This is a genomic window from Rhodococcus sp. NPDC059179 (genome assembly GCF_042754885.1).
Classification (GTDB): Bacteria; Actinomycetota; Actinomycetes; order Mycobacteriales; family Mycobacteriaceae; genus Rhodococcus_G.
Genome location: NZ_JBHZBV010000001.1, coordinates 780,778 through 804,304 on the forward strand (window position 1 = coordinate 780,778; position 23,527 = coordinate 804,304).

General features: G+C 67.9%; 24 protein-coding genes, 1 tRNA gene and 1 other RNA gene. 10 read left to right on the forward strand and 16 right to left on the reverse strand.

Going from position 1 to position 23,527, the window contains the following annotated elements; all coding sequences use genetic code 11:
* Positions 1–15 precede the first annotated feature (15 nt).
* Entirely contained in the window at positions 16–939 is a 924-nt protein-coding gene (gluQRS, locus tag ACFXMV_RS03600; RefSeq protein WP_378501502.1) for a tRNA glutamyl-Q(34) synthetase GluQRS, read from the reverse strand.
* A gap of 144 nt (positions 940–1,083) precedes the next feature.
* Between gluQRS and ACFXMV_RS03605 the strand changes: the two genes are divergently transcribed.
* Positions 1,084–1,959 (forward strand): SDR family NAD(P)-dependent oxidoreductase, encoded by an 876-nt coding sequence (locus tag ACFXMV_RS03605; protein WP_378501501.1) that lies wholly within the window; start codon positions 1,084–1,086, stop codon positions 1,957–1,959.
* 719 nt (positions 1,960–2,678) lie between these two features.
* Here ACFXMV_RS03605 and ACFXMV_RS03610 read toward each other — a convergent pair.
* Complete coding sequence (locus tag ACFXMV_RS03610; protein WP_378502570.1) at positions 2,679–3,236, reverse strand: TIGR03086 family metal-binding protein; 558 nt, start codon at positions 3,234–3,236, stop codon at positions 2,679–2,681.
* Between the two features lie 567 nt (positions 3,237–3,803).
* Between ACFXMV_RS03610 and ACFXMV_RS03615 the strand changes: the two genes are divergently transcribed.
* Genes ACFXMV_RS03615 through ACFXMV_RS03625 form a run of 3 tightly spaced genes read left to right on the forward strand, consistent with a single transcriptional unit; the run spans position 3,804 to position 5,727 of the window.
* A complete protein-coding gene (locus ACFXMV_RS03615) occupies positions 3,804–4,010 on the forward strand; it encodes a hypothetical protein (RefSeq protein WP_378502346.1) in 207 nt (68 codons plus the stop codon).
* Positions 4,007–4,747, forward strand: a complete 741-nt coding sequence (locus ACFXMV_RS03620; protein WP_378502347.1) for a hypothetical protein — start codon at positions 4,007–4,009, stop codon at positions 4,745–4,747. The genes ACFXMV_RS03615 and ACFXMV_RS03620 overlap by 4 nt, the downstream gene beginning before the upstream one ends.
* A 5-nt stretch (positions 4,748–4,752) precedes the next feature.
* Positions 4,753–5,727 (forward strand): hypothetical protein, encoded by a 975-nt coding sequence (locus ACFXMV_RS03625; protein ID WP_378502569.1) that lies wholly within the window; start codon positions 4,753–4,755, stop codon positions 5,725–5,727.
* Between the two features lie 153 nt (positions 5,728–5,880).
* Here the strand turns inward: ACFXMV_RS03625 and ACFXMV_RS03630 are convergent, their stop codons facing one another.
* Together ACFXMV_RS03630 and ACFXMV_RS03635 are read right to left on the reverse strand one after the other, a co-directional pair.
* Positions 5,881–6,234 (reverse strand): hypothetical protein, encoded by a 354-nt coding sequence (locus ACFXMV_RS03630; RefSeq protein WP_378501687.1) that lies wholly within the window; start codon positions 6,232–6,234, stop codon positions 5,881–5,883.
* The gene (locus tag ACFXMV_RS03635; RefSeq protein ID WP_378501688.1) at positions 6,231–7,139 is read right to left on the reverse strand and encodes a hypothetical protein; all 909 of its coding nucleotides are present in this window, start codon (positions 7,137–7,139) and stop codon (positions 6,231–6,233) included. The genes ACFXMV_RS03630 and ACFXMV_RS03635 overlap by 4 nt, the downstream gene beginning before the upstream one ends.
* A gap of 67 nt (positions 7,140–7,206) precedes the next feature.
* Between ACFXMV_RS03635 and ACFXMV_RS03640 the strand changes: the two genes are divergently transcribed.
* Entirely contained in the window at positions 7,207–7,644 is a 438-nt protein-coding gene (locus ACFXMV_RS03640) for an HNH endonuclease (RefSeq protein ID WP_378501689.1), read from the forward strand.
* Between the two features lie 1,144 nt (positions 7,645–8,788).
* On the opposite strand, the gene ACFXMV_RS03645 is transcribed toward ACFXMV_RS03640, so the two are convergent.
* From ACFXMV_RS03645 to ACFXMV_RS03660, 4 genes are all read right to left on the reverse strand, one after another.
* The gene (locus ACFXMV_RS03645; protein ID WP_378501690.1) at positions 8,789–8,989 is read right to left on the reverse strand and encodes a hypothetical protein; all 201 of its coding nucleotides are present in this window, start codon (positions 8,987–8,989) and stop codon (positions 8,789–8,791) included.
* Complete coding sequence (locus tag ACFXMV_RS03650) at positions 8,976–9,476, reverse strand: helix-turn-helix domain-containing protein (protein ID WP_378501691.1); 501 nt, start codon at positions 9,474–9,476, stop codon at positions 8,976–8,978. The genes ACFXMV_RS03645 and ACFXMV_RS03650 overlap by 14 nt, the downstream gene beginning before the upstream one ends.
* A 200-nt stretch (positions 9,477–9,676) precedes the next feature.
* Positions 9,677–10,315: a hypothetical protein gene (locus ACFXMV_RS03655; protein ID WP_378502567.1), complete on the reverse strand. Its 639-nt coding sequence runs from the start codon at positions 10,313–10,315 to the stop codon at positions 9,677–9,679.
* A 38-nt stretch (positions 10,316–10,353) separates the two neighbouring features.
* Complete coding sequence (locus ACFXMV_RS03660; RefSeq protein ID WP_378502566.1) at positions 10,354–10,563, reverse strand: helix-turn-helix domain-containing protein; 210 nt, start codon at positions 10,561–10,563, stop codon at positions 10,354–10,356.
* 134 nt (positions 10,564–10,697) lie between these two features.
* On the opposite strand from ACFXMV_RS03660, the gene ACFXMV_RS03665 reads away from it, so the two are divergent.
* Both ACFXMV_RS03665 and ACFXMV_RS03670 read left to right on the forward strand, forming a co-directional pair.
* Positions 10,698–11,357, forward strand: coding sequence for a helix-turn-helix domain-containing protein (locus ACFXMV_RS03665; protein WP_378502379.1), 660 nt, complete (start codon positions 10,698–10,700; stop codon positions 11,355–11,357).
* Positions 11,341–12,567, forward strand: a complete 1,227-nt coding sequence (locus tag ACFXMV_RS03670; RefSeq protein WP_378502565.1) for a tyrosine-type recombinase/integrase — start codon at positions 11,341–11,343, stop codon at positions 12,565–12,567. The genes ACFXMV_RS03665 and ACFXMV_RS03670 overlap by 17 nt, the downstream gene beginning before the upstream one ends.
* A gap of 90 nt (positions 12,568–12,657) precedes the next feature.
* Here ACFXMV_RS03670 and ACFXMV_RS03675 read toward each other — a convergent pair.
* Positions 12,658–12,745: transfer RNA gene (locus ACFXMV_RS03675), tRNA-Ser, on the reverse strand.
* Positions 12,746–12,851: 106 nt separating this feature from the next.
* Between ACFXMV_RS03675 and ffs the strand changes: the two genes are divergently transcribed.
* Positions 12,852–12,946, forward strand: an RNA gene (gene ffs / locus ACFXMV_RS03680) — signal recognition particle sRNA small type.
* Positions 12,947–12,990: 44 nt separating this feature from the next.
* Complete coding sequence (locus ACFXMV_RS03685) at positions 12,991–14,280, forward strand: aminotransferase class I/II-fold pyridoxal phosphate-dependent enzyme (protein WP_378502040.1); 1,290 nt, start codon at positions 12,991–12,993, stop codon at positions 14,278–14,280.
* Between the two features lie 3 nt (positions 14,281–14,283).
* On the opposite strand, the gene ACFXMV_RS03690 is transcribed toward ACFXMV_RS03685, so the two are convergent.
* Positions 14,284–14,937 carry a DUF5701 family protein gene (locus ACFXMV_RS03690; protein WP_378502041.1) on the reverse strand — a complete coding sequence of 218 codons (654 nt, stop codon included), beginning with the start codon at positions 14,935–14,937 and terminating at the stop codon, positions 14,284–14,286.
* A gap of 109 nt (positions 14,938–15,046) precedes the next feature.
* Here ACFXMV_RS03690 and ACFXMV_RS03695 point away from each other — a divergent pair, with 109 nt between their 5' ends.
* A complete protein-coding gene (locus ACFXMV_RS03695) occupies positions 15,047–15,631 on the forward strand; it encodes an HhH-GPD-type base excision DNA repair protein (RefSeq protein ID WP_378502564.1) in 585 nt (194 codons plus the stop codon).
* A 34-nt stretch (positions 15,632–15,665) separates the two neighbouring features.
* On the opposite strand, the gene ACFXMV_RS03700 is transcribed toward ACFXMV_RS03695, so the two are convergent.
* From ACFXMV_RS03700 to ACFXMV_RS03725, 6 genes are read right to left on the reverse strand one after another with little or no spacing between them, the layout of a single operon-like run.
* Positions 15,666–16,448 (reverse strand): SDR family NAD(P)-dependent oxidoreductase, encoded by a 783-nt coding sequence (locus tag ACFXMV_RS03700; protein ID WP_378499598.1) that lies wholly within the window; start codon positions 16,446–16,448, stop codon positions 15,666–15,668.
* Between the two features lie 29 nt (positions 16,449–16,477).
* Positions 16,478–18,226, reverse strand: a complete 1,749-nt coding sequence (locus ACFXMV_RS03705) for an amidohydrolase family protein (protein WP_378499599.1) — start codon at positions 18,224–18,226, stop codon at positions 16,478–16,480.
* On the reverse strand, positions 18,226–19,887 hold the full coding sequence (locus ACFXMV_RS03710; RefSeq protein WP_378499600.1) for a class I adenylate-forming enzyme family protein: 1,662 nt from the start codon (positions 19,885–19,887) through the stop codon (positions 18,226–18,228). The genes ACFXMV_RS03705 and ACFXMV_RS03710 overlap by 1 nt, the downstream gene beginning before the upstream one ends.
* Positions 19,888–19,922: 35 nt before the next feature.
* Positions 19,923–20,963 carry an NAD(P)-dependent alcohol dehydrogenase gene (locus tag ACFXMV_RS03715; RefSeq protein WP_378502563.1) on the reverse strand — a complete coding sequence of 347 codons (1,041 nt, stop codon included), beginning with the start codon at positions 20,961–20,963 and terminating at the stop codon, positions 19,923–19,925.
* Positions 20,960–22,123, reverse strand: coding sequence for a serine hydrolase domain-containing protein (locus ACFXMV_RS03720; protein ID WP_378499115.1), 1,164 nt, complete (start codon positions 22,121–22,123; stop codon positions 20,960–20,962). The genes ACFXMV_RS03715 and ACFXMV_RS03720 overlap by 4 nt, the downstream gene beginning before the upstream one ends.
* A gap of 17 nt (positions 22,124–22,140) precedes the next feature.
* The gene (locus tag ACFXMV_RS03725) at positions 22,141–23,508 is read right to left on the reverse strand and encodes a flavin-containing monooxygenase (protein ID WP_378502562.1); all 1,368 of its coding nucleotides are present in this window, start codon (positions 23,506–23,508) and stop codon (positions 22,141–22,143) included.
* Positions 23,509–23,527: the final 19 nt, after the last annotated feature.

Genomic DNA, 23,527 nt, shown 5'->3' on the forward strand with positions numbered 1-23,527 from the left:
TTGTGCAAACATCCATTAAGAATCCGCGAATATCCAGGCGGTTCGCGGGAGCGTGTCGGGATCGAAAGTCCGCAGCAACTCGTCCAGCGCGGGCTTATCGCCGATCTCGGCCAGGCCGAGCGAAGCGGCCAGGATTCCCCTGACCTCGTCGGCCGTGTGCCCCACCGCCCGCTGATCGGCCAGGGTGACGGCGCCGTCCCGCTTGGCCAGTCGCTTTCCCTCGGCGTTCAGCGCCAGCGGGACGTGCGCATAGCGCGGCACGGTCAGCGAGAGCAGTGACGCGAGGTAGGCCTGCCGCGGGGCGGAGGAGAGCAGGTCATCGCCACGCACCACCTGGTCGATGCCCTGCTCCGCGTCGTCGACGACCACGGCCAGGTTGTATGCCGGGATTCCGTCGCCGCGCCGCAGCACCACGTCGTCGATGGCGCCGGTGTAGCTGCCGTGGAGTTCGTCCTCAATGGTGAACTCGGTGATCTCCGCGCGCAGCCGGATCGCGGGGGGTCGTCCGGAGCCGCGTTTGGCCGCGAGTTCCGCGTCGCCCAGGTCCCGGCAGGTACCGGGGTAGTGACCGTCGGGCCCGTGTGGCGCCGAGGTGGCCTGCTGGATTTCTCTTCTGGTGCAAAAGCATTCATAGGTGCGACCGGCGGCGGTGAGCTTGTCGATGGCCGCGCCGTAGAGCGGCAGGCGGGCCGATTGACGGACAACCGGACCGTCCCAGTCCAGCCCGAGAGCCGCCAGGTCGTCGAGTTGTCGCGCCTCGGCGCCCACCCGCACCCGATCGAGGTCCTCGATCCGCATCAGGAAACGTCGGCCGGTGGAGCGGGCGAACAGCCACGCCAGCATCGCGGTTCGGAGATTGCCGAGGTGCAGGTCGCCGGACGGGCTCGGGGCGAACCGTCCGGCACCGCTTGATGCACCGCGCTGGACCGACTGAGGCATGACGCCAGCCTATCGAGTGGCGGTCGCCTGCCCCGCGGCCGTCGAGTGTGCACCTACCGTCGCCGCCACTCGGGCGATGCCCCGGAAGGTGCACGCTCGGCGCGGCCGTTGCCCGGCGGGCGTCGCTCTCAGTATCGTCATCGCATGACCCTCCTGGGCGAGCTGAGGCAGTGGCGTGCTGGTGCGAGGAAACAGCGGCGCATGCGCGATCTGACGGGAGCCGTGGTCGCCATCACCGGCGCCGGAAGTGGGATCGGCCGCGAGACGGCGCTCGCGTTCGCGCGGGAGGGTGCGACGGTCGCGGTGTCCGACATCGATCTGGCCGCAGTGCAACGGACGGCCGATCAGATCCGGGCGGCCGGGGGCACGGTCAGCGTGCACCAGTTGGACGTCGCGGACGAGGCTGCGGTACGGGAGTTCGCCGACGCCGTTCGCGCCGCCCACGGCGTCGCGGATGTGGTGGTGAACAATGCCGGGATCGGGTACTCCGGAAAGTTCCTGGACACACCGCAGGACCGCTTTGAGCGGGTGATGGACATCAATTTCTGGGGAGTCGTCTACGGCTGCAGGGCTTTCGCCGAGCAGATGCGGGCCCGCGGGACCGGCGGCCACATCGTCAATCTCTCCTCCGCCGCGGCGTTCACACCCCAGAAGCGGCTCGCCGCCTACGCCACCAGCAAGGCCGCGGTCTTCATGCTGTCCGACTGCCTGCGTGCCGAGCTGCTGCCGGACGGGATCGGCGTCACCGCGATCTGTCCGGGGATCGTGCACACGAACATCACCGCTACCACCGAGTTCGCCAAGTCCTCCGCAGCAGAGCAGTCCGCGCAGCAGCGGCGCGTCACCGATCTCTACCGCAAGCGGAATTTCACCCCGGACCGAGTGGCCACCGAGATCGTGAAGTCGGTCAAGCGAAACCGTGCGGTGGTGCCGGTGACGCCGGAGGCGCACGTCTTTCGGGCGCTCGGCCGGCTGTCGCCCGGGTCGATGCGGGTGGGTGCCCGGCTCGACCTGGAGTAGTCGGTGGTGCACCATCGGCCCCCGTCCGGAGGGTCGGGGGCTCCGCGTGCGCGCATCCGTTGAAATCGGGGGGTTTCTGTTCGGTTGACAGTGCCCAACATCTCGGGAAACAAGTTGTGCTGCAACCCTTTCGAAATGTGAACGGTACGTGTAGAAGCGCGCGTCCGCGCGGTGCTGAGGGAGTCGGGATGATCGTCGGCGGGTGCAGATCCAGGCTGCCTGTGCGTGTGTGCCCAAGATCGCTGACGGCGGAAACTTCCTGGTACACAACGGAATATGAATTGAAAGCACAGCGGTCCTGCTTCCGCGGATGGCGTCCGGCGGCCGGGCAGGTCTTGGAAACGAAAGAGCCCCGCCCGAAAGCTGTTGGGCGGGGCCGATCTTGGAGCGCTCGGTTCAGCTGATGGTGACGTTGTTCAGTGTTTCGACCACAGCCTTGATCGTCGTGCCGAGAAAGACGTCGATGTCGACGGCGGTTGCGGCGCCGGTGTTGAGTGCGGAGCTGCCGGCGTCTGCCGTGGTGGTTCCTCCCGAGTGGATTTCGCGTCGACGGTCGACGCAGGGCGGACAGTAATGAAGGGTCCGGCGCCGCGCAGCGCGAGCGATTCGGCCGCCACCCGGAGAGAGTCGGCCGGCGGTGTGATCGTCGTGGTCACGCGTGGTCCGGCCCGGGGACAGTCCTTAACGGAGTGTCGACCATCACAGCGGTGTCGGTCGGGTCAGGCCCGGCGGCCGACGAGGCCGAGGACCCGCGTGAGCTCGTCGGCGTCGGCGGGAACCTCGACCGTGGGGCCGCAGACGCCGGGGGTGTGCAGTGAGTCGCCCATCCGCTCGGCGAAGTGGGCCACCATCGTCAGGTCCTCCGACGCGATGCTGGTGTCGCCGCCGGTCGCCTTGGCGAGGTCCCAGCCGTGTACCACCAGGTCGAAGGTGTAGAAGGAACCGAAAATGTCGGAGACCTTCGCCCTGCCCATCTGCCCCTCGTACTCGCGGTCGGCGCGGTCGGGGTCGTCGAGGATCTCCTGGACGGCGTCGCGGGTCTGCGTCCACGCCCCGACGGGATCGGCGTCGACGTCGGGCACCGCAGGCAGCGTCATGCCCGCCGCGTTGACGGGGAAGGAGTGGGTCTCGACGATGTGCCGCACCACGTCGCGGGCGGTCCAGCCCTCGCAGGGGGAGGGGTTGTCCCAGCGGTCGGCCGGAATTGCCTCGACGCGGCGGGTCAGGTCGGCGGCGAGCCGCCGGTAGAGGTCGGCGTTGCTGGTCGTTGTGGTCATGGCTCCATCCTGCGACCTGCCGCCGACCCAGTCTTGAAGATTCGCGACATCCGAGCCCCGAAAACAGCGATGGCCCCCGATCCGGAGATCGGGGGCCATCGTGTGGCGGAGGATAGGGGATTTGAACCCCTGTTGGTGTCGTTACATGCGGGATCACGGGAGGGCGTGAAAACCCGCCCTACGTGCGGATAGCCGCGCATCGAACTACACGGCGATACATCTAGACGCATCCAATTACACCGCTGGCGTTGCATGAGTCGTTGCATGGACCGGCCGCCGCGTATCGCAACCTATGGCCGTCTATGGGCCGGTATCGGGCCGTATGGAGCGCAGTCCCGGCTGCCCTGTTCGTGTGACCTGCGACACGTCGCGTTGGTGTGCCCGTAGTTGCTGGCCGGTTCACGTTGTATCAGGTCGTCAACGGTCGCGGCATGTCTCCCGCGCACACAGAGTGCATCCCGCATTGACAGCCGGGGAATCAACCCGGTAGAACCGTCGTTGTGTTCGACCGACACAGGATCAACGCAAACCGTGTGCGATCCGGTCGAGCCAACGAAGGGACACCATATGAACGACTACGACGCAGGATTCGCCGCTGGCGTCCGTGAGGCCAATTACCGTGAGGCGTACGACAACGCCGGACCAGACGACGTGGCCGTGTGGTTCACGGCCCCGGCGAGCGTCAACAATCGCGCGGTACTCGACTACGAACGCGGATTCGTCGACGGATGGGCCGACCACTTCGAGGACGCCGACGCCGGGGCGCAGGCATGAGCACGATCACGCTCACGAGTCCGATCGACCCCGACCAGGCGTTGCCGAATAACGCGATGCGGTGGCGCGTCACACAGGGGTGCGAAGGTCTGGGCAAAGCGGCAGTGCTGGCGCTGTTGTGGATCGCGTTCCTGTATGAGACCAACGGTCGGGCCGCCGTCGAACGGTCCGTGATCGTCGGGACGGGCAGCCCTTACGCGAACCGGAATTCTCCATCAAGCACCTTCGCGGATGCGGTTCGAGAGCTTGAATCGACCGGAGTCGTCCGAGTCCAGCGAGGAGCCGGACGACGCCAGATCATCGCCGGTGTCGAGTTGTTCCCGAACGCGCGACCGTCCGAACCGAGCCGGACGGCCCGGCCGCGCGTCGTGTGGCAACAGCAGTCGATAGGGGCGATGTTCGCGGCGGATCTGTCAGTACCGGCGCGACTGGTGTTCCTGTACATCATCGGCCGGATCGACCGGCGAGCACGTGAACGGACAGCGTCGGCAACGTTCTACCAGATCGCACGCCCCGCAGGTCTGGCACTGCATGGCGTCCGTGAAACCAACCCGAGCAGCGGTAAGTGGTTGCGCGAGTTGGAATCGGCCGGGTTGATCGCCCGTGAACGCAATTCGGCACTGAACCCGACCAACGGTCGGATGCAATCCACGACCTACACAGTCTTGCCGGGCAACGGTCCCGGTACGCGTCGCACGCCGACCGGCGTCGACGAATCCACCAACCCGAAGGGTTAAGCACCATGTCGAACGACAACACCAGCGAGCGCAACGGCGTTCAGGGTTCGATCTTCGCACCCGTCCGCGACGACGTCATGTTCGAGGACGATTCGCCGCACCGCGTGAGCCTCACGCAGGAGGACACGGCCGCGCTGCTCACGCGGAACACCCGTAACCGGAGTCTGCGGGCGGACGTGGTCGAGAAGTACCGGCGACAGTTCGAGTCGGGATCGTGGCCGTACACGGGAGATTCGATCAGGTTCGATCGAAACGGCGTGATGATCGACGGCCAGCACAGGGCGCACGCGCACCTGTCGGCCCCGAAGGGCACAACGTGGGAAACCGCGATCGTGTGGAACCTGGACCCGACAGTCATGCGGTATATCGACGTCAACAGCGGCCGATCGGCGGCCGACGCCCTACAGATAGAGGGAATCCCCGAAGCGCGCCAGGTGTCCAGCGTGGTCCGCTATCACCTCATCATGCGCGAGTACGGCGACCGCTACCCGGTAACGCTGTTGGGCAGCAAGTCGGCAGCGGTCGCGCCCGATCCGGTCGTGACCGCTTGGGCGATGGACCCGGCGCACCGTGTCGAGGTCGAGCAGATCGCGGCCGACTATCGCAAGTACAAGGCGGTTGGGAAGCTCGACATTTCCGCGCCCGTGTGGGGCGTCGTGCGGTTCTACACGCGAGCGATCGACCGGGAACTGTCCGATCGGATGTTCTCCGGGCTGGCGCACGGGTTGAACCTGGACGCGGACGACCCGATCCACGTAGCACGCGAAGCGTTCACCACGCGCGCCCACAGTGTCCGCAGCAATGGGGCGGACCGATGGTCACGGGCCGAACAGATCGCACTACTTGCGACGTTGTGGAACGCGATTGCCAGCGGGCGTGGACTCAAGCGACTCGGAACGCCGCGCGGAGGTTGGGACGACAAGGACGTTCCCAACTTCGACGTCCCGGGCGCGACGGCAGACGTCAACAAGGAGTCGTAGCACGCCAAACAGGAACGCCGACCCCTGGTGAATGACAGTCACCAGGGACCGACGAACAGCCACCAGAGTACGGCCCCGGTACCGATCGGTACCGGGGCCGTTTCGTGTCCGTGCTGGTAGACGCGTTTCGGCAATCCGCCGGCGAGTGTCGCGTTACAGGTTTTCGGCATGATTCGAGTCACAAACCGTCGCGACCAGTCGGCGCAGGCGGGCGGCCGTCGACGCGGCGACCGGGTCGAGGTGTCCGCCCCGGCGTCGGCAGAACAGGGCGCGGCCGACCGGGTCGTCGAGCAGCAGCGGGGCGGGTACGGCGAACCGGCGGGAGTACATGCGGCCGATCAGCACGACGACCGGGTTCGGTTCGCCGTCGTCGTCGAGCAGCACGACGAGCAGGGCCGCGCACAGGTCCGCAGTGCGGGCGGGCGGCGTGGCGGGCGGTAGGGGCGGGTACCCGATCCGGCCGGACGGGTCGACCAGCATTCCGCGCCGGTTCGGCGCGAGCGTCACGACGCGGCCCGGACTCTGCGCCAGCGTTGCGCGTCGTCGACGTACGCCGCCCCGGCGCTGATCTTCGCGTCCGTGAGGGCGGCGCGGGCCGGTCCGGGGCCGACGTCGAGCGGGACGGCCAGCCGGTCGAGGGCGTCGACCAGGTGGGCGACCGTGTCGAGCGGGCGGCGCGGGTTCGCGTTCGCTGCGCTGCGCCCGGACGGCGACAGCCGGGGCCGCTGCGGTGGGTACCGGGTACCGGGCGGGTTGAACCTGCGCCAGATCGACACGTCGTCGATCGTCGAGCCGGTCGCGGCCGGTCGGCCGGGTAGCCGGTCGATCTTGCGTCGGCCGAACGACCTGGACACGTCGTTGTCGTCGAGCCATGCCAGCAGCGCCAGCCCGGACGCCGTGAGGTCGACGACGTCGCGGGGCGGGCCGTGCAGGTCGGCGTATGCGCGCCATTCGGCGTGGTTGCATGACTGGCAGCAGGGGCGGAGCGTGTCCAGGTCGACGGCTACGGCGGCGGCGACCGATCGCGGTACGCCGTGATCGACTTCGGTCGCGGCGCCGGTACAGCCGGGGCGGCGGATCGTGCAACGGCCGCCCGCTTCGTCGATCAGCAGTCGGCGCAGGTGGGCGTACCGCGTCGACGTGAGGTCGGCGGCGGCGTACTCCCATTCGGTCGGGGCGGAGCGGACCTGTTCGAGCGTGTACGACGCGATCAGCGGCCGGGGCGCCGGGACCGGGTTCGGTTCCCGCTTCGGGCGGGGCGGGGCGGAACCGTAGGGACGTCGGCAGGTCGAGCAGTAGGACATATACCCGGCGGTCGGGTGACGCGGGTAGACGGTCGCCGGGGCCGCACCGCAGCGCGGACACGGGCGGTCGCGGCCGGTGGGTCGCTCGACGGCGGACAGGTCGGACATGCGCGGACGGTACCGCCGGGTACCGACAGACCGGGGCGTGTCGGTGGGTCGTGGTATCGCTGGCCGTATGGGACGCAGGGGACGACAGCCACGACAGGCGCGGAACGACATTGCGGCGACGTACGACCCGAACCGGCCGCCGACCGACGTCGAGCGGCGCCGTGAGCGGGAGCGGATCGCGGCAGCTCGACGACCGCAGGTCGAAGCGGCGCGCCGCGAATGGAACCGGATTGGCAAGCGGGTATCGGTCGACGTGTTCGAGACGTACGGGCGGACGTGTCACCTGTGCGGGCGACCGAACAGCGCGACGACGGTCGATCACGTCGTACCGAAGTCGCACGGCGGCGCTCACTCGCTGGCGAACTGTCGTCCGGCGTGTTCGTCCTGCAACATCGGGCGCGGGACGCGATCGGTCGACGAATACCGCGACCACCTGCGGGAACGCGGGCGACTGTACGACCCGAACGCGATCCGATCGACGCCGTCGCGTCGGTGGTTCGGGTGAGTCACCTACGGGCGCAACAGAGTTCACGTTCCGAATCGTGTTGCAGCGCAAGCGGATTGGTCGTTTCGACCCCCTTCTAAATACCCCCCTCCGGTATTTTTCGAAACCTGTTGATATAGGCCGGTTTTCGTCCGTTTCATGGTTTGACCTGCGAGTTTGCCCTAGTCCTAGCTGAATCCTCCCGAATAAGACGCGATCGTCTCGCGGGGCCGCGCTGACCTGCGGGTTTAAAAAAACGGATGAATCACGTTATGAGACAGTGGTTTTCGGTGTTCGCATTCATTCGTGAGCGTCGAGCGAGTCGCGTTCGTTCGTGTCCGATTCGAACCGGGAACCCTAGTCGCGCAACGTGTTTCGAGTCCGACGCGACGCCGAATCATACCACGGCGCACCATCATTCGGACGGTCGTCCAGCATGGATCGGCGCAGGTTGTCGGCATGGACAGGGTCGGGGCGTGGCTCACCAGTGGTCGGCGGGGCCTGGTGCCCGCCCGGCGGCGCAGGCAGGGCAGGGCCGCCGGTACGGCGGAGTGCTGGCGTAGGTGTTCGACCAGTCGAGCGGGTCGACGATCGGTAGCGACCGCCTGCACTGTGCGCAGTAGAACCCGGCGGGGACGGTCGGCCAGTGTCGACGACACGGACCGCATACGCCGGACGTGATGAACGGCGATCGGTTGCCACACCATCGGCAGGTATCGGCCCGGAGTGGCAGCACTGACCCGCTCACAGTGTCACGTCCGGCGGATCGTCGGGTACGGCGCTTCGCCGTCCAGGATCGCCGTAGGCGCTAGAACTGGCGTCGCCGGTAGGTCCGTCTACCCCTAACCCTTCACGGACGCCGTGGGGGCGGTTTCCCGATCGAGCGCGCGAGTCCACGAACAGGGCACGCGATCGGAGCGCGGTAACCGAACGATCCACAGCCGCACAAGTGACGTACTCACCTAACGAGACAACAGGGTTCGTCGGGTTGTTGGTTCGGATGGACGGTTCAGTGAACGGTTCATGAAAGAGGGTGCAACCGTTGCACCCTCCCCCTGCAACCGTTGCACCCTCCCCCCCTGCAACCGTTGCACCCTCCCCCCCTGCAACCGTTGCACCCTCCCCCCCAGACGGACGGGCCGCCGAAATGCGGTTATCCACAGGGTCACCAGTCCCGCGAGTTAGCGACGATCTGCATTTCGTCGCAAGCCCACTCGACGGCGTTCGACAGCAGTTCGGCCACGACTTCCGGGTCGAAGTTCGGATCAACACTGATACTCACGACGCCGTCAGCGTCCTGTTCGAGCTTGATTCCGCCGGGGACGATCGGGGAGATACGGCCGATCCTGTACTTACGTCGTCGCACGTCGCTTGCCTTTCATCCACGGTTTCGGCGGGGCGTTCTTCTGTACGGCGATCGCGCGGGCGATCGCGTCGGCCACTTCCGTATGCCGCTCGACGTCGGCCGGGTCGATCCCGTCGACCATGTGCGGCGCGTCCGGCGCGTTCAGGTAGTAGCGGGTCGACGTCGTGCGCCCGGAGTCCGGGTCAATGCGTCGCGCGCGGATCAGCAGATCGGCGGTTTCGAGGCCGTCGAGCGCGTAGCGGACCGTCCGCGCGCTCAACCCTGTTTCGTTCGTCAGCGTTGGCACGGACGGCCACGCGGAGTAGTAGCGATCGGCGCGGCCAGCGAGTACGAGCAGCACAAGTTTCTGTGATGACGGCAGGTCCAGGGACAGTGCCCACGATTGCGCGCGGTATCCGTAGCCGCCGCGTTGCGCCCGCGTGGCGGTCGGATGCTGGTAGACCTTCGCCCCGTCGTTCGCGTCGTCACGGGCAGCGTTGCGCGTCACAATGCACCTAGCGTTGTGTCGGTAGGTGACGGTATGGTGTGCATCAGTTTCGGGGTCGCCCTTCGGAACTAGCGCGGCCCGATCCCGGTTTCGTAGACAGGGGATCGGGCCGCTTTGTTGTGTTGGTGGGTCGGTTCGCCGCCGGGCGGACAGGAGAGGTCGACACCCGGCGGCGAACCGGATCAGGGGCGGCCGGTCCCTTACGGGGCGGCCGGATCGGAAATCCGCGCCAGGTTCGCGCGAATCCACTGGTCGGCGCGGTCGGACACGGATTCGCCGGAGCTGGTGAGCTGGTCGGCCAGGATCACGCCGACGCGATGGTCGAGCACCTGGCCGCACGGACGGCACACCATGACGTCGGGACCGGTCCCGAACGGCGTCGACTGGCGCAACCCGCCGGGGCGGACCTGTTCGCACAGTGCGCAGCGATCGGCCTCACGACGGCGTTCGTTCGTCTGGCGTGCCCGGACTCGCTCGACGGCAGAATGACGACGGGCGACGTGTTCGGCCAGCCGTTCGCCGTCCGCGTCGAGCGACGGGAACCGTTCGGCCAGCGCCAGCGCGGCGAAGCGGTCGGGCTTCGGGGAGGTCCACTGTTCGACTTCCCGATCGCTGATTCCCGGCGTGCGGCGGCGAAGTTCGGCGTGCTGGTCGTCGATCCACGCGCGCTGGCGGACGTCGTCGAGCACGGCCAGGCGGGCCGCGTCGAGCTGGGCGGACGTGAGCGTGACCGTGAGGTATTCGGTCCGGGCGTCTTCGGGGATGAACCACGGTCCCGGCTGGTCGTGGTCGGCCGGTAGCTCGACGAACCCGGCCGTCGTTGCGTCTGTCGTCGTCATTCGATGCTTTCCCTTCGTTCGGAACATGGAGAGCGCTGTCACGACGCGGCGGCGGCGTCGGGTACGGGTGAGCCGGTGAGCATGGCGAGCAGCGGTTCGCGCGGGACGAACACCCGCTTACCGAGACGGATCGACGGCAGCGCGCCCTGTGTGAGTGCCTGCGAAACGGTCCGCTGGTCGCAGTTGAACAGCCCGGCAACTTCTTTCACGGTCAACACGGGTACGTCGGACTTGCGAAGCGCCGACATACTGAGGGGCCGGAGCGTGTCAATACCGCGATTGTGTCGTGTCGACACAGTGGAATCCTTCGGTTGTGTCATGGATACGGGTCTACCGTGTTGCGCCTGTTGCTGTCAATGGCGGAGCGTTACTGTGTCCAGTCATGGCAACCACAAGCGCAGGGGAGACCTGGCCGGAACGTCTAGCGGCAGACGTGGGCGTTCAGATCCGACGCCTACGTGAGCGGCCCGACTGGAAAATGAGCGCGCAGACACTCGCTAACGTCACGGCCGAACTAGGGCACGAAGTACCGCGTAGCGTCCTGGCGAACATGGAATCCGGGCGTCGGTCGAGCGTGCCGCTGGTCGACGTGCTGGTACTGGCCGAAGCGCTGCGGGTACCGCCCGCGCTGATCGTGTTCGGGTTGGGCGACGGGGCGACGGCCGAAGCGCTACCCGGCCAGCAGATCGCCACGCCCGACGCCGTCCGCTGGTGGAACGGCGAGCGCGGGCCGCTGTTGCCGGTCGTCGACAAGGGCCGGGTATCGGACGTGACCAGGACGAGGGCCGAACGCGCGACCTACGAAGTTCTCGACATGTACCGAGGACATTGGCAACTGATCGACGAGATCCGCAGCACTACGGCATGGATTCGCCGCAGCACCAGCAAACCGCGATGGGAACGGCAACGCGAGTACGCCGAACAGGAACTAGCCGAACTACGCGGCGAAATGCTCGAACGCGGGTTGATCCTGCCCGCGCTCGACGACGACATAGAACTACCGGAACCGCCGAAGGGAACGCGACGTGGCCGCAGGAAGTAGACGACGCGGCAAAGGGTCGATCACGTCGTACGAAACGAAGTCGGGCACGCGCTGGCGCTGGCAACTGTACGTCCCGATCGACCCGGAGAATCCCGACGACGGCGTGAGGCAGACCGGCGGCGGCGGGTTCAAGACGGCCGCCGACGCCGACGAAGCGCTCGACGACGCGAAGCGGAAACTTAAGGCGCGCATGACATTTGCGCGATCGGTTCCCACGGTCGCCGAGTACGTCGACCAGTGGATCGACGGCCGCGCGCTCGAACGCTCGACGATCGCCGGATACCGGCGACTTGCTCGAAACCACATCCGGCCGTACTTCGGGACGACGCAGCTCGACAAGCTCACGTCCGCGAAGCTGGCGAAGCACTACCGCGAACTACAGGCGCAGGGCCGTCGGGACGGCAAGGGCGGCGGGTTGTCCGCCAACACGACCGCGAAGGTGGCCGCCCTGTTGTCGGCCGTGCTCGACGCGGCCGTGTCCGATGGTCTGATCGTCGCCAACCCGGCGAAGAAACGGGCCGTCGTCCAGCCGCCGACCGGTCGGCAGATCCGGGCGGCGAAACCGGAAATGCACGTATGGACCGGCGACCAGCTGGCCGCGTTCCTCCAATGGTGCCGCGATCAGGACGACGTGCTGTTCCCGTTGTGGTCCCTGATCGCCCACACAGGAACGCGTCGGTCCGAAGCGTTGGCGCTGCGGTGGGGCGACGTCGACATGACGAACGGCCGCGTCGCGATCCGCCGGGCGCTCGACACGACGCAGCGGGCGACGACGAAGCTCACGAAGTCGGGCGGATCGCGGGTCGTCGACGTCGACGACGGGACGGTTCGCGTTCTGCGATCCTGGCGGGCGGACCTGGCGTCCGTGTCGCTCGACTACGTCCGCCCCGACGCCTACCTGTTCCCGAATATCCGAACCGGCGATCCGCGATCGCCGAACGAAGTATCGAGACGTTGGCGAACGCGGGTCACGAACGCGCGCGTCGAGCTGGGCGCGGACGCGCTACCGACGATCAGGCTTCACGACCTGCGCCACACTCACGCGTCACTCATGCTGGCGGCGGGCGTTCCCGTGAAGGTGGTTCAGGAACGACTAGGGCACGCGTCCGCGACGATCACGCTCGACGTCTACAGCCACGTGATGCCCGGCGCGGGACGGGCGGCGGCCGACCTGTTCGCCGCAGCCGTCAACGGCGGCCGGAACGGGTAGATCCACGGTCGCTGTTGCATAAGTCATTGCATGGCCGGGAATGAGAAACGCCCGTGACCAGCTTGTGTGCTGGTCACGGGCGTATCCCGTTGGCGGAGGATAGGGGATTTGAACCCCTGAGGGCGTTAACCCAACCCGCGTTCCAGGCGAGCGCCATAGGCCACTAGGCGAATCCTCCGTGGGCGAGCATACCGGCTTACCCCTCCCGAAATGAAAACGGCCCCCTGAACCGGGTGAAAACGCGGCCGCCTGTCCGCCCCCGGTTGGACATGGCTACACTCGTGGACGGATCCCGCGCGGCGCGCATCCTGTGAACTCCCCCAGGGCCGGAAGGCAGCAAGGGTCAATGGGCTCTGCCGGGTGCGCGGGGTCCCCTTTATTTTTGCGCATCTCCTAAGCCGCGCCGGTGAAAGGTCTTTCGGCATGCCTACCCAAACCCAAATTGGGTTGATGAGCCATGAGGAACTCCGTTCGGAGCACGAGCGTCAGTCCGCGAAGTACGCGCAGCTCAAGACCGAGAAGCTCACCCTCGACCTGACCCGCGGGAAGCCGTCGCCCGAGCAACTGGACCTGTCGCAGGACCTGCTCGCGTTGCCCGGCACCGAGTACCGCGACGGCAACGGGCTGGACTGCCGCAACTACGGCGGCCTCACCGGGCTGCCGGAGTTGCGCGCCATCTTCGGCGAGCTGCTGGGGATCCCGACCGAGAACCTGCTGGCGGGCAACAACGCGAGCCTCGAGATCATGCACGACGTCATCGTGTTCGCGCTGCTGCACGGCACCCCCGACTCGCCCCGGCCGTGGTCGCAGGAGCCGAAGATCAAGTTCCTGTGCCCGAGCCCCGGCTACGACCGGCACTTCGCGATCACCGAGTCGTACGGGATCGAGATGATCCCCGTCCCGATGCGTCACGACGGCCCGGACGTCGAACTGATCGCCCGGCTGGTCGCCGACGATCCGCAGATCAAGGGCCTGTGGGCGGTGCCCACCTACGCGAACCCGACCGGTGCGGTCTTCTCGGAGGAGGTCGTGCGGGCGCTGACGTCGATGCCGACCGCGGCCCCCGACTTCCGGCTGTTCTGGGACAACGCCTACGCGGTGCACCCGCTGGTCGAGGAGTTCGAGGCGCCGCTGGACGTGCTCGGCCTGGCCGCGGCGGCCGGACACCCGAACCGCCCGTTCGTGTTCGCGTCGACCTCGAAGATCACCTTCGCGGGCGCGGGCGTCAGCTTCGTCGGCGGCAGCGCGCAGAACCTGGCCTGGTACCAGCAGCACCTGGGCAAGAAGAGCATCGGGCCGGACAAGGTCAACCAGCTGCGGCACCTGATGTTCTTCAAGGACGCCGACGGGGTGCGTGCCCACATGGCCAAGCACCGGGAGATCCTCGCACCGAAGTTCGCGCTGGTCCTGCAGATCCTCGAGGATCGGCTCGGGGCGTCGAAGGTGGCGTCCTGGACCGAGCCCAAGGGTGGCTACTTCATCAGCCTCGACGTCGTCGAGGGCACCGCGAAGCGGGTCATCGGGCTGGCGAAGGAGGCCGGCATCGCGCTGACCGCCGCCGGGTCGGCCTTCCCGTACGGCACCGACCCGGAGGACAAGAACATCCGGCTCGCTCCGAGCTTCCCGTCCACCGACGACCTCGCGAAGGCGATGGACGGGGTGGCGACCTGCGTGCTGCTGGCCGCCACCGAGAAGTCGCTCGAACAGGCGTAACCCTCAGCGCGACGGGAGCCGTTCGCCCGTCGATGCCGACCCCAGCCAGGTGTGCGGGTTGCCGTTCCAGCACCAGCCCAGCTTCGGTCGGCGTTGGCTGATCCACAGCGCGGGCACCCGCTTGTCGCCGCACCGCGAGGCCAGCAGCGAGAAGCACTTGTTCTTGCGGAGCATGTCCGGGCGCGCGGTGATCAGTGCGATGCCCTCCTCCACGGTGAGCCCGGTGCGGCCCGCCGCGGTCAGCGACGCCAGCGCGGACGCGGGCGTCACGTTCAGGTACTCGGTCCCGGTGTCGATATCGAGTAGCGCGTAGCCGATCCCGTCCGGAATCTCGACGGGCTCGATCGGCCGGAACCGGGCGAGATCGGCCGGCTCGAGGTCCGCGAACCCTTGCTGGGTGCCAAGGGCGGTGCGCGACATCGCCTGGTGCGTGTCGATGGCCGCGCCCGACGCGGTGCGGGCCACGACCAGCACGAACGGGATGTGATCCTCGCCGCGGTCGGCGGCGATGTCCTGGTGCGAGAGCACCACCGCGCGCAGCGGTTCAAGAGCGGCCGCGAAGTCGGCATCGGACAGCCCGGTCAGGCCGGGATAGCCCAGTCCGGTGAGCACGCTGAGCTGGCGGTCGAACTCGGTCTCGGTCGGAGTTGCAGGCAAGATTCCCTCGTTTCCGTACGGTGTACCGAACTTAACGGGGGGCGCCGCGAGATTGTTCGGGGCGCCCCGACGGTCGAAAGTTCGCCGCCGGAAATGGCAGGATCGGTGCATGGCACTCACGCTGCACCTCGCCGGAGACACTGACGCGGACGCGCTGCTCGCCGCCGACCCGCTCGCCCTGCTCATCGGGATGCTGCTCGATCAGCAGATCCCCATGGAGGTCGCCTTCGCCGGTCCGAAGAAGCTCGACGATCGGCTGGCCGGCCTGGATGTGCACAAGATCGCGGAGATGGATCCCGACGCGTTCCTTGCGCTCTGCGCGACCCCGCCCGCCGTGCACCGGTTCCCCGGGTCGATGGGCAAGCGGATCCAGGACCTGTGCATCTACCTCGTCGAGCATTACGACGGCCGGACCGAGGCGATCTGGACCGAGGGTGATCCGGACGGCCGTGAGGTTCTCAAGCGGCTCAAGGCGCTGCCCGGCTACGGCGACCAGAAGGCACGAATCTTCCTTGCGTTGCTGGGCAAGCAGATCGGCGTCGCGCCTGCCGGCTGGCGGGAGGCGGCGGGCGCGTACGGCGACGACGGCTCCCGCCGATCCATCGCCGACGTGGTCGACGACCGCACGCTCGGCGAGGTCCGCGAGTTCAAGAAGTCCGCGAAGGCGGCGGCGAAGGCGGCAAAGGCTAAGTGACCAGCGGGCTCCCGCGCCTGCTCGCCGCCGACCCTCACCCCGCGAGTCGGCTGAGGTTCGGGAAGTTGCTCACCTCCCAGCCGCCGTCGACGACCAGGCTCGAGCCGGTGATGTAGCTCGCGTCCTCGCTGGCCAGGTACAGGCACGGTCCGGCCACCTGTTCGGGAGTTGCGGCTCGCGCCAACGGGATACGTTCCAGGAACATGTCCCGCGCGGGCTCGTAGGCCAGCACCGGGGCGACCAGGGGGGTATCGACGAGGCCCGGGAGCACGGAGTTGACCCGGATGCCCGACGATGCCAGCTCGAGGGCGGCGTTCTTGCTGAACATCTCGACGCCGGCCTTACCGGTCGCGTAGGGGCTGCCGCCCGGCATCGGCACGTGGGCGTTCAGCGAGGACACGTTGACGATGGCGCCGCCGCGCCCGCCTGCGATCATGTGCCGGGCCTCGTGTTTGGTGCACAGGAAGACGCCCTTCTGCACGAGGTCGACGGTGAAGTCCCAGTCGGCCTCGTCCAGATCGACGATCGCACCGACGCGGGAGGCGCCGGCCACATTGAAGGCCAGGTCCAGCCGGCCGAACCGCTCGACCGCCGAGCCCAACGCCGCCGCGACCTCGTCCTCCTTGGTCACGTCGGCGGTGGCGGGCAGGAATGAATTGCCGAACTCGTCGGCCATGCCGTCGAGCGCCTCGGCGGCCAGGTCGATTCCGACCACGTTCGCCCCCTCGGCCATCAGGCGGATCGCGATGGCCTCGCCGATGCCGGACGCCGCGCCGGTCACCGCCGCCGTCTTTCCGGCAAACCTGTTCTCACTCATCCGTATTACTTCCGTTCATCGGGGTTTGATCATCTTTCGCCCGCTCGCAGGAACCGCCCCGTGCGACGGGCACCGAGTACGGGCGTCGGTTCCCCGTCTCGGACAACGCATTCGCCGCCGACGAACACCGCCGACACCGCGTCGTCGTTCCGGTTGACCATCCTGGAGAGCCCGTCGTACTCGGGGACCGGGCATTCGGCATAGGCGTCGAGCGAGGCGTCGAGATGCGCCGGGTCGATCACCACCACGTCGGCCCGGTCTCCCTCGCGCAGGTGCCCCGCGTCGAGGTCGTACCAGTCGGCGAGCTCGCCGGTGAGCCGGTGCACCGCCTGCTCCACGGACATGAACGGATTCCCCGCCTGCTCGGCGTCGCGCACGCGACGCAGCAGGCGGAGGCCGAAGTTGTAGAAGGCCATGTTGCGCAGGTGAGCGCCGGCATCGGAGAAGCCCAGCTGCACACCGGGATCGGAAGCGAACTTGTTGAGCACCTCGGGGCGGTGGTTCGAGATCGTGGTGCGCCACCGCACCTTGGTCCCGTGCTCGACCACCAGGTCGAGGAAGGCGTCCACCGGGTGCACTCCACCCCGGTCGACTCCGACCTGACCGAAGGTCTTGCCGACCACCGATTCGTCCGGGCACTCGACGATCTCGGCGTCGAAGAAGTCGCGGTGCCAGACCCGCGGCCCGTACTTCTTGTCGTAGTCCTTGCGGAACCGGCGGCGGTAGGACTCATCGGCCAGCAGCGCGCTCCGCGCCTCGAGCTGGTTGGACAGGTCCAGGGCCGCGGCACCGGATCCGAACTCCTCGAAGACCGGCAGGTCGATGCCGTCGGAGTACACCTCGAACGGCACCGGCAGGTGCTGCCATCGGAAGTCGCCGCGCATCCCGTTGATGGCCCGCGCCATCGCTGGGAAGACGTGCGCCACAGCCGGTATCGCCTTCACGTCGGCGGCCGAGAGCAGGCTCACCTTCAAGGGTCGGCGGAAGAGTCCCACGCTGCTCAGCGCCAACGCGACCATGGACTGCGGGCGGCCCACGTCCGGGCCGGCCTGCAATGCCCGGCCCCGGCGTCGCAGGATCGCACTGAGCCGGCGACGTTCCTGCCGCGTCGAGTACGTCGAGGGCAGGGTCCGGGACCGGCAGACCTCGCCGTCGAGCTTGTCGAACAGCAGTTCCTGCGAGGACATGCCGATGAAGCCCGCGTCGAGCGCCTCCTCGAGTGTGGCCGCCATCGCGTCGAGTTCGGCCGGCGTGGGCTTGACGTCCTTGCGGGTCGACCGGTCCAGGCCCATCTGCGCGGCACGGATGTCCGAATGGCCGATGAAGGAGGCCACGTTCGGGCCCAGCGGCAGCGCCTCGATCGCCTCGACGTACTCGTGCGCCGAGGTCCAGTTCTTGGACTCGGTGAGCGTGTCGACAACGTGTTTGCGTGGGATGGCCTCGACCCGGCCGAACAGGTCGCCCGCGTCGGCGGGGCCGGCATGGACTGCGGACAGCGAGCACGACCCCAGAAAGATCGAGGTGACGCCGTGCCGCACAGACTCCTTCAGCCCCGGACTCAGGATGACCTCGACGTCGTAGTGGGTGTGGATGTCGACCATGCCCGGGATGACCCATTTCCAGGCGGCGTCGACCACCTGCGGACAGTCCGACTCGTCGAGCGCATCGACCGACACGACGGCCACCCGCCCGTCGCGGATACCGAGATGGCGGGCCGCCGAGGCGGCGCCGGTGCCGTCGAACCAGCGGCCGTTCTTGATGATCACTTCGTAGCTCATCAGACGACGATCTCCTTGCGCATGGCCTTGCCGGTCGCGTTGCGCGGCAACGGCACCGTGGTGATCCGCCACCGGACCGGGACCTTGAAGTAGGCGAGCCGTTCGCCCGCGAACGTCCGCAGCTCGTCCTCGGTGACCGCATTCTCGGACCGCGCGACGACCACCGCGGCCACCTCCTGACCGAGGTCGGGGTGGTCCACACCGATCACCGCGCACTCGAGGACACCGGGATGCTCGTCCAGGCACTGCTCGATCTCGACGGGGTACACGTTCTCGCCGCCGCGCAGGATCAGGTCGGACCGTCGCCCGGTGAGCCGGAGCCGGCCGTCCTCGAGGACCCCGTAGTCGCCGGTCCGCAGCCACCGGTCGGCGGTGATCGAGTCGGCGGTGGCCTCGGGGTTCTCCCAGTAGCCGAGCATGACGTACGGGCTGCGCACGCAGATCTCACCCTCCACACCGTCGGACACCCTCTCCCCGAACGGATCCCGGACCTCCACGCTGACCCCGATGATGGGCCTGCCGAGGGTGCCGGGGAACGCCTCCAGCTCAGGGGGTGTCGCCACGGACACGGCCGTGCTGCACTCGGTGAGGCCGTAACTGTCGACGAGGGCGTCGCGGGCGAACGGCACGTTCTCGCGCAGGCGTTCCTTGAACGCCACCGACGAGGGCGCCGAGGCCAGCGCGAACGCGGTCAGCGACGACAGGTCGTAGCGGGACAGGTCGCCGTGCTCGAGCAGCCTGCCCGCCATGGTGGGGACGGCGCCCCAGTTCGTGACCCGTTCGCGTTCGACGAGGCGCAGCACCCGATCGACGTCGAACGAGCCCTGGTGGATGATCACGGCGCCGCCCGTCGCCAGCCGGGGGACCACCAGGTTGTGCAGGCTGGCGATGTGGAACAGCGGCGAGGTCAGCAGGTACCTCCGATCGCTCGGCGCATCCGAATTCGGGTCACCGCCGGTGAACGCGGCGGCGAGAGCATCGCTGAAACGGTGATAGTCGATGACCGCGAGCAGGTTTCGGTGCGAGTGCACCGCGCCCTTGGGTCGGCCGCTGGTGCCGCTGGTGTACAGGATGACGGCCGGGTCGTCCTCGTCGACGTCGACCGTTGGCGCGTCGGCGCCCGCGAACTCGGCGACGAGACGGGGGATGTCCTCCTCCATGGTGAGCACCGGGACGTCGACGCCGAGCGAGTCGAGCAGCGCGGCCCGCTTCGCGTCGACGATCAGCACCGCCGGCCGGGTGTGGCCGATGCCGTATTCGACCTCGCGCGGCACCCACCAGGCGTTGAACCCGACGGCGACCGCGCCGATGCTCTGGCAGGCCCAGAAGGACAGCACCCATTCCGGCGTGTTCGCCGCCTGGATGCCGACCCGGTCGCCCTTGCCGACGCCGTACCGCTCACGCAGTGCGGTGGCGAGCGCGGCGGCGGCGGCCCCGTGCTCTGCGTAGCTCATCCGTCGGTCACCGGTGACCAGATAGTCGCGGTCACCGTAGGCGAGGGAGTCGACGAGCACCTCCCCGAGCGTCTTGCGCCGGTTCTTCATCACCGGCATGGGTGCGCCGAGGACGTCCTCGACGACGATCTCGAAGCGCCCGCCTGAGCCGGTCATCCTGGCCATCAGGTCGGCGACGAACGCTTGCGGATCAAAGGATTTCGTCACAGTTGCGCCTTTCGATTCAATGTTCATCTGCTCGTTCACGGCACCAGGACCGCGCGCCCGCGGACCATGCCGCGCTCGAGTCGGTCGAGCGCCTCGCGGCCCGCGGCGAGGTCGTGCCGCTCCACCTCGACCGTGATCTTCCCGGCCTGTGCCAATGCGATGGAGGAGATCAGATCACTCTTGGTGCCCCCGTAAGACTTTCGTACCGACGCACCCCACGGCCACCCGGGTCCCCCCGCGGGGTCCGCGGTGATCCCCGGGGCGCCGCCGCCCAGTCCGACCATCCGGTAGGCGCCGTTGGGCGCGACCGATTCCACCGCGATCTTCGCGGTGGCGTCGACGCCGACGAAGTCGAACACGGCGTCCGCGCCCCTGCCCCCGGTCAGGTCGAGGATCTGCTGCGCGGTGTCGGGACCGGAGATCAGCCTCAGGTCGGCGCCGCACGTGCTGGCGAGGTCGAGCTTGTCCTGACTCATGTCCACCGCGATCACCCGGGTGGCGCTGATCGCGTTCAGGATCTGCACCGCGACGTGCCCGAGCCCGCCGATGCCGATCACCACGGAGGTGGAACCGGGCCGCAGGTGCTCTCGCGCACCGCGGATCGCGTGATAGCTGGTCAGTGCCGCGTCGGCGATCGGTGCGGCCTGCAGGAAGTCCAGGTCGCCGATCGGGACGAACGATCGGGCCGGTACCCGGACGTACTCGGCCATGCCGCCGTCCGGGCCGAGCCCGGGGCACGGGGGCATCGCGGTGCGGCCGGCGGCCAGGCAGACGTTCTCGTTGCCCGCGACACACTCCCGGCACACCCCGCAGGACCAGCACAGGTAGACCACGCCGCGCTCGCCGACCTGCCGCGCGTCGACCTCGCTGCCGACCGCCTCGATGGTGCCCGCGATCTCGTGCCCGAGCGTGAGCGGCTCCTCCCGCATCTTCACCGGGAAGTGCAGCAGGTGCAGGTCGGAATGGCAGATGCCTGCCGCCCCGACCCGGATCAGCAGGTCGGTCGGGCCGATCTCCGGCACCGGGACATCCCGGATCTCGAGGACGCCCGGATCCGTGAGCTGTAGTGCCCTCACAGGGAGACCTCGTTTCGTGCCGATCGAACGGCCTCGTTGGTGGCGTGCAGGTAGGCGTCGCTGCGGTCGGAGCCAATCAGTCCGGGCGCCATCTTGTTCATCGTGTAGGCGAAGGTGACCCGGTTGTCGAGGTCGTTGACGAGCATGGAGCCACCGAACCCGGCCCACCAGCACACCCGGCCGTCGCGCACCAGGGGAGCGGTCTGCGGGTGTGGCAGGCCGTAGCCGATGCCGAACCGCAGTGGGGTGAGGATGCCCAGGTCGATGCCGTCGGCCTGCTGCTCGAAGATCAGGTCGATCGTGGCCTGGGAGAGGAACCGCGTGCCGTCCAGCTCGCCGCCGCAGGAGATCAGGGACTGCAGGCGGGCGACCGAGCGCGCGTTGCCGTGACCGTTCATGGCGCCGAGCTCCGCCTGCCGCCAGTCGGCGGTGTTGACCTTCTCCATGTCGAGCCACGGGGAGGCCACCGTCTTGACCAGGATGCTGTCCTGGTCGAGCGTTGACATGTCGAAGTTGAGTGCCGGCGCCGGGATCATCGGTGCGATCCGGCCGAAGTGCTCGGGGCCGGTGCCGATGTGGAAGTCGGCGCCAAGCGGTCCCGCCAGCTCCTCGGCGAAGAAGCGGCCCAGGCTGCGGCCGTCCACTCGCCGGATCACCTCGCCGACCAGGTGCCCATAGTTGAGGGCGTGGTACCCGGACGCGGTGCCCGGCTCCCACCAGGTCGCCTGCGTGGCCAGCCGGGCGCTGGCGGCCTCGGTGTCGTAGATGTCCTCGAGTTCGATCGGCCGCTCCCAGCCGGACACCCCGGAGGTGTGCGAGAGCAGGTGCCGGATCTTGATGTCCGCCTTGCCGTTCGCGGCGAACTCGGGCCAGTAGTGCGCGACCTTCTCGTCCAGATCCAGGAGGCCGCGGTCCACCAGCAGCAGCGCGCTGAGCGCAGTCATCGTCTTGGTGATCGAGAAGACGTTGACGATCGTGTCCTCGGCCCAGGGTGTGGTCCGCTCCTGATCGGCGTACCCGCCCCAGACGTCGACGACCGGTTCCCCGTCGACGGTCACGCAGATCGCCGCCCCGAGCTCCTCGCCCGACGCGAGCTGCTGCTCCAGCGCCTGGCGGACCGGCTCGAAGCCCGCCGCGCAGAATCCCTGTGTCAGTGTCATGTTCGATCTTCCTCCGTTCACGCGTTCTGCATGGCTCGGGCCGGGACGGGCAACGCGTTGCCCGCGGCCTGGGCGCGCTTGCCGCCGTTGACGATTTCCTTCTTCAGGTTGCGCACATAGGGGTCGAACTCGCACTGGATGGTGTGCCTGGGCGACTTGTAGTACGGCTTGAGGTAGTACTCCTCGTCGGCGGCGAGGACGGCGCCCATCTCACTGGGAGCCGGCGGCAGGTACTTGCCCGCGAGGTAGGCGGCGACGAGCTTGCTCTGCTGCTCCGCGAAGTTGACCAGGGTCGGCATTGGTTGCGCGAGCCCCATGAAGAACAGGTTGTCGATGTCGGGCTTCATCATCCGCTTGAACAGCGGGAAGCGGTTCTCGCTGTCGGGCAACAGGTTCGGATCGGTGAAGAACGGGAAGCTGATGTGGTAGCCGGTGGCGCAGACGATCACGTCGACGTCCAGGGCGCTGCCGTCGGTGAAGCGCACCTGCTTGCCCTCCAGCGCGGCGATGGCCGGCTTGAACGCGATGTCGCCCGAGCCTGCCTTGCCGAGGAACTCGCCGCTCGCGGACGGGTGCGCCTCGAAGGGCAGGTGGTCGGGCTTGGGCAGGCCGTAGCCCTCCATGGAGCCGAGGTTCTTGTTCAGGAAGCGTCGTTTGAGAGCCAGGGAGAGCGGGCGCGGTATCCAGGCGGGCATCGACATCTTGTCGCCGGCCGTGCCCTTCAGGTACTTCGGCAGCACCCAGACCCCGCGACGGGCGGAGACGGTCAGTGTCTTGGCCAGGAAGCGCTGCGAGAGCTCGGAGGCGATGTCGAGGCCGGAGTTGCCCATCCCGACCACCACGACGTTCTTGCCGCGCATGTCGATCGGGTCGAACGGGTCGTTGTATGCGTGGCTGTGGATGAGCGTGCCGTCGAACTCGCCGGGGTAGTCCGGGGTCCGTGGATCCCAGTGGTGGCCGTTGCACACGATCAGCGCGTCGTAGGTGCGCACCTCGCCGTTGGACAGCGTGACGGTCCACAGCCCGTCGTCGTCGCGCTCCGCGTGTTCGACGGAGGTGTTGAACGTGATCGTCTCCCGCAGACCGAAGTGGTCGACGTAGTCCTTGAAGTACTGGAACAACTGCGAGTGGTGCGGGAAGTCGGGCCACTCGGCGGGGACCGGGAAGTCCTCGAACGCCAGCCGCCACTTGGAGGTGTCGATGTGCAGGCTCTGGTAGCAGGCCGACATCCCGTTGGGGTTCTTGAAGTACCAGTTGCCGCCGACCTCGTCGGAGGCCTCGAAGCAGTCGTACGGGATGCCGTGCTCCTTCAGGCGCTTGGCGGTGGTGATTCCTGACGGGCCTGCGCCGATGACACAGACGCGAGGCAGGTTCGGGGAGTGCATGGAGTTCTCCTTCTGCCGG